Here is a 12,794-nt window from a genome sequence, read left to right as displayed (position 1 = left end):
CTTTGCGGAGCACCTGATGAGCACTCAAAAAATCTCCTTTTACAACCTGGCCTGGCGTTGGCACTTCTACGCCGGCCTCTTCGTCGCCCCTTTCATGGTGCTGCTGGCCCTCACCGGCATCATCTACCTGTTCAAACCCCAGCTTGACCCGCTGATGTACGGCAACCTGCTCACCGTGCCAGCCGCCGAACACGCCCTGAGCGCCGACGAACAACTGCAACGCGCCAAGGCCGCTTACCCTCAGGGCTCAATCAGCAAATACCTGCCGCCGGCCAACGCCACCAGCAGCGCGCAGTTCGTGATGCATAACGGCGGCCGCGAAGTAACGGTGTTCGTCGACCCGTATCGCGGCACCGTGCTCGGTGAGCAGGACTCGAAATACAACCTGCAAGCCATCGCCCGTGCGCTGCACGGCGAGCTGATGATCGGCACCGTCGGCGACCGCCTGGTGGAACTCGCCGCCGGCTGGGGGGTGATGCTGGTGGTATCGGGCCTGTACCTGTGGTGGCCGCGCGGCACGTCTTCGGCAGGCGTTTTGTGGCCGCGTTTCAGCCGTCGTGGCCGGGTGTTCTGGCGCGACATGCATGCGGTCACCGGCTTCTGGGGCGCGTCACTGTTGCTGGTGATGCTGCTCAGCGGCATGACCTGGACCGGCTTCTGGGGCAAGCAATACGCTGACTTGTGGAACACATTCCCGGCGGCCATGTGGAACGACGTGCCGCAGTCCGATCAACAGGCGCGCGTGCTCAACACCGCCACTCAACAGACCGTGCCCTGGGCCCTGGAAAACACCCCGATGCCCATGTCCGGCGACCACGCCGAGCACATGAACCACGGCGCGCTGCACTCAGCGCCGGCAGCGCCGACCCTGCGCCTGCAACAGGTGGTCGACCTGGCCACCGCGCGCAAGGTCGAGCCCGGCTACAGCATCACCTTCCCTACCACCGCCGAAGGCGTGTTCACCCTTGCGGTGTTCGCCGACGACCCGCGCAACGACGCCACCCTGCATGTGGACCAGTACACTGGCAAGGTGCTCGCCGATGTGCGTTGGGCGCACTACAACCTGGTCGCCCGCGCCACCGAAACTGGCGTGATGCTGCACGAAGGCAAGATGTTCGGCCCGATCAACCAGATCATCGTGTTGCTGATCTGCCTGATGATCCTGCTCAGCGCCGTCAGCGGTGTGGTGATCTGGTGGAAGCGTCGACCACAGGGCGGCCTGGGGGTTCCGCCGTTACGCCATGACCTGCCGAAATGGAAAACCGCGATGGTGATCATGCTCGGGCTGGCGATCATTTTTCCGCTGGTGGGTGCATCGCTGATCGTCGTGTGGGCGCTGGATCGCCTGGTGCTGTCACGCTTTTTTGGCCAGCATCAACCTATCTCAGGTTCACGATGAAGCGCACAAACGCCGTCATCAAAGCTCATCTTTTTGATGGCCGTACCAGGGCTCGCCTGCATCCGGATCTATCGCTGCCCATTCATCACCCAATGGCCCACGCTTTCTCCAGAAAGCATCAGTGACCAGCACCGACAGGCTGCCCAGTTGCCTCAAGCGACTGACCAGCGCACTCGGGGAAGGCGCGGGCCGGGCGCTGAGTATCGTCGACTCGGCCGCCGTCAGCGCCGGTATGTACTTGAGCAGGGCACCACCCTGGCAGGACAGGTAAATACGCTCGGCGTCGGGCTGGTTACTCAGCACCACAGACAGGTAGCTGTTCAGTACTTCGTTGGAGATGAAATTAGGTAACAGGACGAGGTCAAGCGGCTTGAGATGGGGTCTCGACGGGATTGACTTGTAGAAGGCATGCACCGCCGCAACTTTGTAAGTGCGCAGCACATTCTCAGCCGGTACGTCGAACCCGGCATGCCCCTTCCAGAACAGCAACTCCAGCGTACTGTTACCAAAACCGGGCCGGTCCTCCACGGGATCGATCGCGACAAACCCGGTCATTTTCGCAGGCATCAGCACCGCGCCTAAATACGGTTTACCGGCAAAGGGCGCGATCAATCGCTGAGCGTAACGGGCTGCGTCATCGGCATAAAAAAACAACGGCCCGCAGAATGAATGGAAATGGGGGTCGGCAGTGAACGAATGCGGCGGCCTCTTGGGCCACCATAGCGTCGTGACCCGCTCCTTGCGCCCCCATATTTCACTGGTGACCCGGATATGCAACTCCCCCATGGCTGCCAGCCGGCGCACATAGTCGTGTACGGTTAACGAGCCATCGCGCAGTCGCGCCGAATCGTGGCTCACATTGCTTGCCCATTCGGACACGGGCGCGGTCTTGGGCACGGTATACCAAAGCAGTGCACGGTCAGCGCATAGCAGGTACAACGGCAATGCCTCGCCGTTGCGTCGCGTCGTCATGAATGACAACGCTTTGGAGATGGCCGAGGGCGCAAAGAAGTGCTGGGCCATTTCATCGTCGGCGGCAGCGATGGTTTCGGTCGACGCGCACAAGTACAAACCCGCTAACACATAGCCTTGGGGGAGTTGGCCCTTGACAAAGACCGGTTTCAAATCGTCATAACGGTCTCTGACAAGCGGCAGGGTCGTCATGTACAGCTCCTTGCCAAACGCCTTGAGCACATAACCGAAGGCAACCTGAGCCTGTGCGTTCCAATTACGGTAGACATGTCGAACCGCATCGAGTGCGCGGGTAAAGATCGGACCGCACGGTGAGTCGGCTCCAACATCGCGCACCTCCAATGGGGCCGCGCGGTACTGATTCGGCACAAACCCGATTTGTATCCGTCTGGGACTGCCCCACACTGCATTGCCTTCCACCACACGCAAATCGCCGGCCCGTGCCACTTGATCGATAAATGCCTGCGGTAACAGTGCTCCACTGCGCAGTTGTCGTTCGATGGAGTTATCACTCAAGTCGCCAGCGCCAGGGGTTGTAGCGACTAACTTGTTTCTCAACAGCCTTTCTTCGACATCGTCCGTCAACTGGTAACTGAGGATCGTGCCATTTGGCCCGAACACGTACTGGCGTTTAACGTGCGCTTCACGAGCCAGCAGCCGGCCCAAAACCGCCGTGGGGATCATGCTTTGATAAAGGGCTTTTTGAGAAGCCGACAACACTATCTGCACCTCCTGCTCCACCCGGGACTGGTAGAAAGCCACAAGGGTCGCGCCCCCTGGATAGAGCCCAGTCGCAATCACAGGGTCAGGGTAGATCCAGTCCAGTGTTGGACCTTGAGCCGGGACCACCAACGGTTCAGTCGCCACAAACAGGCCATTGGTCAGCCTGAGGATGACGCCGCCGTAGGTCCGGCGTTGCCTGCTGCCAACCGCAGCCGCGGCATGGCGTGCCGCATCATCCGGCGAGGCAAACGCCGGGCTCAGGCGTCGAGGCGCCAGTGTTTCATAGCCGCTCCACGTCGGCTTGACCTGCCCGCTCGTATCCCAGAGCTGACTGCCGCGCACCACGTAAAGCATGCCCTTGGCGATCCATTCCCGGACAAACTCCAACGCCGTTTTCTTGCCGGACTCCAACTGCGTGCTTGCGAGCCCCAGCAAGTTGTCCGCCAGGCCACCGACTTTCACGTCGATCAATGATGGCTGATAGCGCAAAAGCGCACCGTCCAAGTTGGAAAAGTAAACCGGCAGACTCTGTGCTCTATCGCGCAGGCCTTCGGTCAACGCGGCCAGCAACACTACCGGCGTTACAAAATACTGCGTCAACCACGCATTCGCCCCCTTCAGCCACGGCGGCGACCAATGCTGCGACCGGAACAAGGCGTGCATCTCATAGCCCTCGGGCAATATCGGTTCATTACGTAGGTTGCGAGAGAACAAGCGATTGAACTTAAAAAGCCCACCTGCGTTGACGGCGCCTACCGCTTCGGTCGCAATGTACTGCGGCAGGTCTTTATGCTTAAGGATGTACGCATAGCAGGCAGGCTCGGGAGCTGTGCGTCCCTGCAAACGCGCATGCAGGCTACGCGCAGCATCATCACCACTGGAGAACACGGCACTATAGAGGACATAATCGAGTGGTCCGAACCTGGGTGCATAGATGAAGTTGGGCGACCAATCACTGTAGACAGCCCCACGTGGGCCCCACAACTTGTTGCCCTGGATGATTTTGAACTCCCCTGCAACCGCCAGTCGCCGCACCCAATCGGCCGGCCTGATCTCGCCGCGATCAAGTCGCCGCCCGAGTCGGTTCTCCCCGGCCGGTGGGCCAATATTGGCCAGCAGCAACTTTTCCTGGGGCGAATGGTTCGGGGCGAACTCCAACAAACAATCCTGCGCCCCGGACAAGTAGGCCACCCTTTCATCCGAGATGATCGAGTACATCTCGTCATCGGAAAACACTTGCAGGTTGATCAGCGCTTCTTCCTGCGTCCAGCCACGTTGCATGACCCAGTTCGGATGGACCATCGACAGCGCGGTATGCGAGCCGTAGCGTGCGTGCAGCTCATAATCCTCCATCGGGATCAGCGCCCCTTGGTCACCCGCGGGAAAAAACAGCGTGGACGAAAACGGATGTCCCATGCTCTCCAGGGGCGGCGTGACCACGAAACGGCCGTCTGCCCCCTTGAGCACATACCCGCCGTAATAGAGGCTGCGTCGGCTGCCGATTTGTTCATGGGCGTGCAGAGCCGCATCACGAGCGCTGAGAAACGAGCGCTCAAAGGCCAGCGGATACTCCGGGGCCAACAGCGGCGAGTGCGTATCCACACGCCCGACATCACGCCATAACTTACCCGCCTGCACCACCCACAGTTCAGTGGCTTCGATCACCCTGCGCAAATAGTTGCGCGGTGTCAGCGTACCGGCGACCCATGCAGCCTGAGCGCCATTGTCACTGATTACGCCGTCGCTATCTGACTTGAACAGTTCGGTGACCCGTGCTGTCGACGGCACCTTGAGCTTGAGCAACGCGTCGTCATGGGCACGCATGTAGAGGTCAAGACCGCGGCTGGGGTTTTGCTGGGCCAGCGTACTGTGCCCCTGACGAATAGCGGCCACCACTTGTGCAGGAGAAAAGAACGCACTGGCCAGCCAGCGCTCTTTCGCCGCCACGGCATCCTTCTCGTACCAGTCGTTGAAGTAAATGGCCTCCAGACGATACTGGACAGGCAACACCAACGCTCCGCCAGGCCCCTTTGGAAACAATGCATCCAGCGCAAACAAAGGCTCACGCTTGGGCGACGCGAGGGTCGCGATATAACGGTCCTCGCTGATGTGCTTGAGCACAACGCCAACGCGCGGCTCCGCAGGCTGTGCCGACCGTGTAGAGAGCGCCGCCGCCAGCGCCAACGGCACCTGGTCGAAGACGGCAGTGAACAACGGCTGCTCGGTCAGCGCTGATGACGTAAAGGGTTCGAAAACCACCCAATCGGCCGGCACTCGGCCCACGGAGCCCCCCCACAATGCGGTAGGCACAACCAGGCTTAACGAACCAAAGCTGGAAACTTTTTTGACGAACTGATCAAAGCTGCCATACACCCCAACCGGGTTGTTGGGCGGTTTTCCAGCCTGCACCCACAACGCAAAGCTGAACTCCGCCGGCGAACCAGCGGGGGTATGGCGAATCAATGAACCATCCGGGCCGGACAAGTAGGATGACGGGAAAAAATCGCGGTCATGCACATCCCGGTAAAAGTCCACTCCAGACAAGAACCCCAGGAAAGCCTTGGCCATGCGCTCATCAAAACTGGGGTTTTTCTGCAGAATCGCAGCGTGCTGCGCGGGGTGCGAATGGTAGCTGGCGACACAGGTATAGCCCGCTGGCTGAAGATAGTAGCCATCGCTGCCAATGCCCAAAACCGCGCGCAGATCAAACTGCATACCCGCCCCCGCCACCGGCTGAGTCGCGAAATAGTCACCGGCGCGGCTGCGCACAATCACCCCGCCGTATTCGACGTCGCGCCGGTTGCCGATTGCCTGGTGTGCCCAGTAGGCGGCGTCCGCCTCATTCACAAACGCCGGGCTCAGCGGCGGCAGCTTGGCCGCCCCCCGGTTCGAACTCGCAGCGCGCTCTTCACGTGACAATCTGATAGCCATTTCAACTCCTTGAAAGAATGCCTGGGCATAGCGCCCGGCCCCTCATTCTTAGGGCGCGGCGCGTCTTTCAATCGGTAGATAAGTAGCCTGCGGGATCAGCGCTTACCGCTGTCCGGGCGTTGGCAGCACGCACCATTACGGCACAGACGCGTGCCCACCCGCTGCAACCGGGAGCCACATTGGTGCGCCACGCACCCTTGCGCTACCCCCGCCACGCCATCTGTTCAAGGCTTTGGCGACTTCGGCACACCCCTTGCTATCACCTCTGCAACGTCCCTCATCTGCCACCCATAAAAATATCGGTCACGGAGATCGCACCATGAAGCGTCGCAGCTTGATCAAGGCTTTCACTCTTTCGGCATCCATCGCCGCCATGGGCATGACCTGGACGATCCAGGCTGCCGAGACCATCAAGGTCGGCATCCTGCATTCGCTGTCCGGCACCATGGCGATCTCCGAAACGTCGCTCAAAGACATGGCGTTGATGACCATCGACGAGATCAACGCCAAGGGCGGGGTAAACGGCAAGATGCTCGAACCTGTGGTCGTCGACCCGGCGTCGAACTGGCCGCTGTTCGCCGAGAAAGGCCGACAGTTGCTGACCCAGGACAAGGTCGCCGTGGTGTTCGGTTGCTGGACGTCGGTGTCGCGTAAATCGGTATTGCCGGTGTTCGAAGAACTCAATGGCCTGCTGTTCTACCCGGTTCAATACGAAGGCGAAGAGATGTCGCCAAACGTGTTCTATACCGGTGCGGCGCCGAACCAGCAGGCGATTCCGGCAGTGGAATACCTGATGAGCGAAGAAGGCGGCAGCGCCAAACGCTTCTTTCTGCTGGGCACCGACTACGTGTACCCACGCACCACCAATAAAATCCTGCGCTCGTTCCTGCATTCCAAAGGCGTAGCGGATAAAGATATCGAAGAGGTCTACACCCCGTTCGGCCATGCCGATTACCAAACCATCGTGGCCAACATCAAAAAATTCTCGGCGGGCGGCAAGACCGCGGTGATCTCCACCGTAAACGGCGACTCCAACGTGCCGTTCTATAAGGAGCTGGCCAACCAGGGTTTGAAAGCGACCGACGTACCGGTGGTGGCGTTCTCCGTGGGTGAAGAAGAACTGCGCGGCATCGACACCAAGCCGCTGGTGGGCAACCTCGCTGCCTGGAACTACTTCCAGTCGGTGGAGAACCCGGTCAACAAGAAATTCGTCGCCGACTGGAAAGCCTACGCGAAGAAACACAACCTGCCGGGCGCCGACAAAGCCGTGACCAACGACCCGATGGAAGCCACTTACGTGGGCATCCACATGTGGGCGCAGGCGGCTGAAAAAGCCAAGTCCACCGACGTCGACAAAGTGCGTGAAGCACTGGCCGGGCAGACCTTTGCAGCGCCGTCCGGCTTCACGCTCACCATGGACAAGACTAACCATCACCTGCACAAGCCAGTGATGATCGGCGAGATCCAGGCTGACGGGCAGTTCTCGGTGGTGTGGCAGACCCAGGAACCGATCCGGGCGCAGCCGTGGAGCCCGTATATCCCTGGCAATGACAAGAAGCCGGATTATGCGGTGAAAAGTAACTAAGCCCGACTCGGCCTAACTGTGGGAGCGAGCGAGCCCGCTCCCACAGTTAGGCCGCGCATGATCAGGACACTTTGTTATGCCCACTGCCCTCTACCGCTTCATTCTCGCCGCGCTGCTGTTGCTGCCCTTGGCCGCACACGCCAGCGATGCCGAAGACTTCCTGTCTGCCAACCCGACCCAACAAGCCAAGCTCCTGAAGGACTGGGCTGCGCAGCCTGACCCGGCGCGTATCGAGTTGGTGGACGCCTTGCAACAAGGCCAACTCACCGTCAACGGCGAGACCAAAACCGTCCGCCTGAACAACCGTCTGCGCGGCTTGATCGACAACGTACGGGCCAGCCAGCAACTGCTCGCCGCCGACCCCAAGGTGCGCCTCGCCGCCGCGCAAACCCTGCAAAAAAGCGCGCAACCTGCGCAGCTGAAATTCCTCGACCAGCAGGTCGCCGCCGAAACAGACGAGGACGTGCACACGGCACTCAGCCTGGCGTTGGCCAATCTGCAACTGGTCGACCCCGATCCCGTGGTGCGCCTTGCCGCCGTGCGCTTACTCGGCAACACCGGCGACCCGCTGGCCCGCACCCGCCTCGAGGCGCTGCTGGCCCCAGGCGTCGAAACCGATGCCGCCGTGCACACCGCCGCCGAAACCAGCCTGGCCCAGGTCAAACGCAAGTTGATGGTCGGCGAGCTCCTCGGCCAGGCCTTCAGCGGCATGTCCCTGGGCTCGATTCTGTTGCTGGCGGCCCTGGGCCTGGCGATCACCTTCGGCCTGCTCGGCGTGATCAATATGGCCCACGGCGAGATGCTGATGCTCGGCGCCTACTCCACTTACGTTGTGCAAATGCTGATGCAGCGCTACGTGCCGCAAGCCATCGAGTTCTACCCGCTGATCGCGCTGCCGGTGGCGTTTTTTGTCACCGCTGCCATCGGCATGGCGCTGGAGCGCACGGTGATTCGTCACCTGTACGGTCGGCCGCTGGAAACCCTGCTGGCCACCTGGGGCATCAGCCTGATGCTGATCCAGTTGGTGCGCCTGGTGTTCGGCGCGCAGAACGTCGAAGTGTCCAACCCCGAATGGCTGTCGGGCGGGATTCAAGTGCTGCCCAACCTCGTGCTGCCGTACAACCGCATTGTAATCATCGCTTTCGCCTTGTGCGTGGTGCTGCTGACCTGGCTGCTGCTGAACAAAACCCGCCTGGGCCTCAACGTGCGCGCCGTGACCCAGAACCGCAGCATGGCCGCGTGCTGCGGCGTACCGACAGGCCGCGTGGACATGCTCGCGTTTGGCCTGGGTTCCGGCATTGCCGGGTTGGGCGGTGTGGCGCTGAGTCAGATCGGCAACGTCGGCCCGGACCTGGGCCAGAGCTACATCATCGACTCGTTCCTCGTCGTGGTGCTCGGCGGCGTCGGCCAGTTGGCCGGGAGTGTCATGGCCGCCTTCGGGCTGGGCATCGCCAACAAGATCCTGGAACCCCAGATCGGTGCCGTGCTCGGCAAAATCCTGATCCTCGCGCTGATCATTCTGTTTATCCAGAAACGCCCGCAGGGACTCTTCGCACTGAAAGGACGGGTGATCGACTGATGAACCAGCCATTGATGCTTACGGCCGCGCAAAAGGCCGGCCCCAAGGCGACGATTGCCGTCGGCGCAGTGATGCTGATCCTGCTGCTGGCGCTGCCGTTGTGTTCCTTGCTGTCGCCGGAAAACCCGCTGCATGTGTCGGCCTACATCCTGACGCTGGTGGGCAAGATTCTCTGCTACGCCATCGTCGCCCTCGCGCTGGACCTGGTGTGGGGCTATGCCGGTATGTTGTCTCTCGGCCACGGTTTGTTCTTTGCCCTGGGCGGCTATGCGATGGGCATGTACTTGATGCGCCAGGCGTCCGGCGATGAGTTGCCGGCGTTCATGACCTTCCTCTCGTGGACCGAATTGCCCTGGTACTGGGTCGGCACCGAGCACTTCCTCTGGGCCATGTGCCTGGTGGTGCTGGCGCCTGGTCTGCTGGCACTGGTCTTTGGTTTCTTCGCCTTCCGCTCGCGGATCAAGGGCGTGTATTTCTCGATCATGACCCAGGCCCTGACCTTCGCCGGGATGCTGCTGTTTTTCCGCAACGAGACCGGTTTTGGCGGCAACAACGGCTTCACCAATTTCCGCAGCATTCTCGGCTTTGGGATTACAGAGCCGGGCACGCGGGCGGTGTTGTTTGTGGCAACGGTGCTGCTGCTGGTGGCGAGCCTGTACATCGGCTGGCGCCTGGCCAAGAGCAAGTTCGGTCGGGTGCTGACCGCCCTGCGCGACGCCGAGAACCGCCTGATGTTCTGCGGCTACGACCCACGTGGCTTCAAGCTGTTCGTGTGGGTGTTGAGCGCGGTGTTGTGTGGGTTGGCCGGGGCGTTGTATGTGCCGCAAGTGGGCATCATCAACCCCAGTGAAATGTCGCCGACCAACTCGATCGAAGCGGCGGTGTGGGTGGCCTTGGGCGGGCGCGGGACGTTGATCGGCCCGCTGCTGGGCGCAGGGGTGGTGAATGGCATGAAGAGTTGGTTCACCGTGGCCTTCCCGGAATATTGGCTGTTCTTCCTCGGGGCGCTGTTCATCATCGTCACCCTGTACCTGCCCAAGGGCGTTATCGGTCTGCTGAAGAAATGAGGAACGTCATGCTTGAACCTATTTTCGACGCAGGCAGCGGCCGCGATGCCATCGGCATTGGCCAGGCCGCCGGCAAGGGCCTGAACACCCGCCACGGCACCATCCTGACCCTGGAAGACATCAGCGTCAGCTTCGATGGCTTCAAGGCACTCAACGATTTGAACCTGTACATCGGCGTCGGCGAATTGCGCTGCATCATCGGCCCCAACGGCGCGGGCAAGACCACGCTGATGGACGTGATCACCGGCAAGACCCGCCCCAGCCATGGCACCGCCTGGTTTGGCGAAAACCTCGATCTCACCGGTATGAGCGAAGTGCAGATCGCCCAGGCAGGCATTGGGCGCAAGTTCCAGAAGCCCACGGTATTCGAAGCCCTGAGCGTGTTTGAAAACCTGGAGCTGGCGCAGAAGACCGATAAATCGGTGTGGGCCAGCCTGCGCGCACGCCTGAGCGGCGAGCAGAAGGACCGTATCGATGAAGTGCTCGACACCATCCGTCTCACCGCGTCGGCACAGCGCCCGGCCGGCTTGCTGTCCCACGGCCAGAAGCAGTTCCTGGAGATCGGCATGCTGCTGATGCAAGACCCGCAACTGTTGCTGCTGGACGAGCCGGTAGCGGGCATGACCGACGCCGAAACCGAATTCACCGCCGAACTGTTCAAGCGCCTGGCGGGTAAGCACTCGCTGATGGTGGTGGAACATGACATGGGCTTTGTCGGTTCGATTGCCGACCACGTGACCGTGTTGCACCAAGGCAGCGTGCTGGCCGAAGGGTCGCTGGAGCAGGTGCAGGCCGATGAGCGGGTTATTGAGGTGTATTTGGGCAGATAAATCGGCCAGCTTTGAGTCGCAAGCCGCTTGAAGCCTAACTAACGGAGTTCCAATGCTACAAGTACAACACCTGCACCAATACTACGGCGGTAGCCACATCCTGCGCGGGCTGTCTTTTGACGTGAAGATCGGCGAAGTCACCTGCCTGCTGGGCCGTAACGGCGTAGGCAAGACCACTCTGCTCAAATGCCTGATGGGTCTGCTGCCCTCCAAGGAAGGCGTGGTGAATTGGGAAGGCAAGGTCATCACCGGGGTCAAGCCGCATCAGCGTGTGCATGCCGGGATTGCCTACGTGCCCCAGGGCCGGGAGATTTTTGGCCGGCTGACAGTGGAAGAAAACCTGCTGATGGGGCTCTCGCGTTTTCCGGGCTCAGAAGCCAAGGAAGTGCCCGCCTTCATCTACGAATTGTTCCCGGTGTTGCTGCAAATGAAGCATCGCCGTGGCGGTGACCTGTCCGGCGGCCAGCAACAACAGCTGGCCATCGGCCGGGCGCTGGCCAGCCGTCCGCGCCTGTTGATCCTCGATGAGCCCACCGAAGGCATCCAGCCGTCGGTGATCAAGGAGATCGGCGCGGTGATCAAGAAACTCGCTGAGCGTGGCGATATGGCAATCCTGCTGGTCGAGCAGTTCTACGACTTTGCCGCGGAACTGGCCGACCAGTATCTGGTGATGTCCCGGGGTGAAATCGTGCAGCAGGGCCGTGGTGAAAATATGGAAAACGAGGGTGTACGCGGCCTGGTTACGATCTAACCTGTAGCGTCCTGACGATAAGCACACAACATGAACCTGCCCCTTACTTGCGCCCTGTTCACCCCCAGCTGGCACGCCGAGCTGGAACTCGGCTACGCGCGTTTCGGCGACACCACGCGCCCGGTGATGCGTCGCCACCTCGGCCCGCTGCGCGTGCAAAAACACCTGTACGCCGAAGGCCCCGAGGTGTGCCAGCACATCATCGTGCACCCGCCGGGCGGGATTGCCGGTGGCGATCGTCTGGACATCAGCGCCCACGTCGGTGCCGGTGCCTGGGCGCAGCTGACCAGCCCCGGCGCGGCCAAGTGGTACCGCGCCAACGGGCCGGCGTTTCAGCAGCTCGACCTCAGGGTCGAAGCCGGCGCGACGCTGGAGTGGCTGCCCCAGGAAACCATTGTATTCAGCGCCGCCCAGGCCGAACTCACCACGCGCATTGAGCTGCAAGGCGATGCGCGGCTGTTCTACTGGGACGTGGTCGCCCTCGGTCGCCCGGCCAGTGGCGAGCGTTTTGACCTGGGCCACTTCCAGTCGCACCTGGATATACGCCGCGACGGCCAGTTGCTCTGGCATGAGCGCCAGCGCATTGTGGGCGCCGACGGTTTGCTCGATTCACCTATCGGCCTGGACGGGCAACCGGTGTTTGCCACGCTGTTGCTGACCGCCGATATTGACCCTCAATTACTGGAAACCTGCCGCACCCTGCCCAACGCGGTACGCGGCGACCTCACCCAATTGCCCGGCTTGCTGGTGGCCCGTTGTTTGGCCAGCGAAGCGCTGCTGGCACGGGGGTGGCTGATCGATTTATGGCGCGTGTTGCGCCCGGCCGTATTAGGCAGGGAAGCGGTATCACCGAGAATCTGGAGCACATGAAGATCAAACATGTGGGAGCGGGCTTGCTCGCCCCCACACGGGATCTCCATTGTTGATAAGAATGCTGCCTAAGAGAGACCTTGAACC

8 protein-coding genes are annotated in these 12,794 nt (G+C 61.2%); 7 read left to right on the top strand and 1 reads right to left on the bottom strand.

Annotated elements, in window-relative coordinates; genetic code table 11:
* Window positions 1-16 precede the first annotated feature (16 nt).
* Window positions 17-1,399, top strand: coding sequence for a PepSY-associated TM helix domain-containing protein (locus AACY30_RS14255; protein WP_339540513.1), 1,383 nt, complete (start codon window positions 17-19; stop codon window positions 1,397-1,399).
* Between the two features lie 18 nt (window positions 1,400-1,417).
* Here AACY30_RS14255 and AACY30_RS14250 read toward each other — a convergent pair whose 3' ends face one another.
* Window positions 1,418-6,025, bottom strand: coding sequence for a DUF4329 domain-containing protein (locus AACY30_RS14250; RefSeq protein WP_339540512.1), 4,608 nt, complete (start codon window positions 6,023-6,025; stop codon window positions 1,418-1,420).
* Window positions 6,026-6,344: 319 nt separating this feature from the next.
* Here AACY30_RS14250 and urtA point away from each other — a divergent pair, with 319 nt between their 5' ends.
* From urtA to AACY30_RS14220, 6 genes are all read left to right on the top strand, one after another.
* Complete coding sequence (urtA, locus tag AACY30_RS14245; protein ID WP_065874307.1) at window positions 6,345-7,610, top strand: urea ABC transporter substrate-binding protein; 1,266 nt, start codon at window positions 6,345-6,347, stop codon at window positions 7,608-7,610.
* Window positions 7,611-7,686: 76 nt separating this feature from the next.
* Window positions 7,687-9,189, top strand: a complete 1,503-nt coding sequence (gene urtB, locus AACY30_RS14240) for an urea ABC transporter permease subunit UrtB (protein WP_339471523.1) — start codon at window positions 7,687-7,689, stop codon at window positions 9,187-9,189.
* On the top strand, window positions 9,189-10,256 hold the full coding sequence (gene urtC / locus AACY30_RS14235) for an urea ABC transporter permease subunit UrtC (protein WP_339471522.1): 1,068 nt from the start codon (window positions 9,189-9,191) through the stop codon (window positions 10,254-10,256). Before urtB ends, urtC begins: the two co-directional genes overlap by 1 nt.
* Window positions 10,253-11,086 (top strand): urea ABC transporter ATP-binding protein UrtD, encoded by an 834-nt coding sequence (gene urtD, locus AACY30_RS14230; RefSeq protein WP_339415728.1) that lies wholly within the window; start codon window positions 10,253-10,255, stop codon window positions 11,084-11,086. Before urtC ends, urtD begins: the two co-directional genes overlap by 4 nt.
* A 52-nt stretch (window positions 11,087-11,138) precedes the next feature.
* Complete coding sequence (gene urtE, locus AACY30_RS14225; RefSeq protein WP_339427231.1) at window positions 11,139-11,837, top strand: urea ABC transporter ATP-binding subunit UrtE; 699 nt, start codon at window positions 11,139-11,141, stop codon at window positions 11,835-11,837.
* Window positions 11,838-11,867: 30 nt separating this feature from the next.
* Window positions 11,868-12,707 carry an urease accessory protein UreD gene (locus tag AACY30_RS14220; protein WP_339540511.1) on the top strand — a complete coding sequence of 280 codons (840 nt, stop codon included), beginning with the start codon at window positions 11,868-11,870 and terminating at the stop codon, window positions 12,705-12,707.
* Window positions 12,708-12,794: the final 87 nt, after the last annotated feature.

The sequence above is a fragment of the Pseudomonas sp. RA_5y_Pfl1_P24 genome, assembly GCF_963970945.1.
Taxonomy (GTDB): domain Bacteria; phylum Pseudomonadota; class Gammaproteobacteria; order Pseudomonadales; family Pseudomonadaceae; genus Aquipseudomonas; species Aquipseudomonas tritici.
This window is presented reverse-complemented; position numbering and strand designations above follow the sequence as displayed.

Excerpts from the sequence above, each read along its gene's own strand:
- AACY30_RS14255 (WP_339540513.1), top strand. The coding sequence starts at position 17 with ATGAGCACTCAAAAAATCTCCTTTTACAACCTGGCCTGGCGTTGGCAC.
- AACY30_RS14250 (WP_339540512.1), bottom strand. The coding sequence starts at position 6,025 with ATGGCTATCAGATTGTCACGTGAAGAGCGCGCTGCGAGTTCGAACCGG.
- urtA (WP_065874307.1), top strand. The coding sequence starts at position 6,345 with ATGAAGCGTCGCAGCTTGATCAAGGCTTTCACTCTTTCGGCATCCATC.
- urtB (WP_339471523.1), top strand. The coding sequence starts at position 7,687 with ATGCCCACTGCCCTCTACCGCTTCATTCTCGCCGCGCTGCTGTTGCTG.
- urtC (WP_339471522.1), top strand. The coding sequence starts at position 9,189 with ATGAACCAGCCATTGATGCTTACGGCCGCGCAAAAGGCCGGCCCCAAG.
- urtD (WP_339415728.1), top strand. The coding sequence starts at position 10,253 with ATGAGGAACGTCATGCTTGAACCTATTTTCGACGCAGGCAGCGGCCGC.
- urtE (WP_339427231.1), top strand. The coding sequence starts at position 11,139 with ATGCTACAAGTACAACACCTGCACCAATACTACGGCGGTAGCCACATC.
- AACY30_RS14220 (WP_339540511.1), top strand. The coding sequence starts at position 11,868 with ATGAACCTGCCCCTTACTTGCGCCCTGTTCACCCCCAGCTGGCACGCC.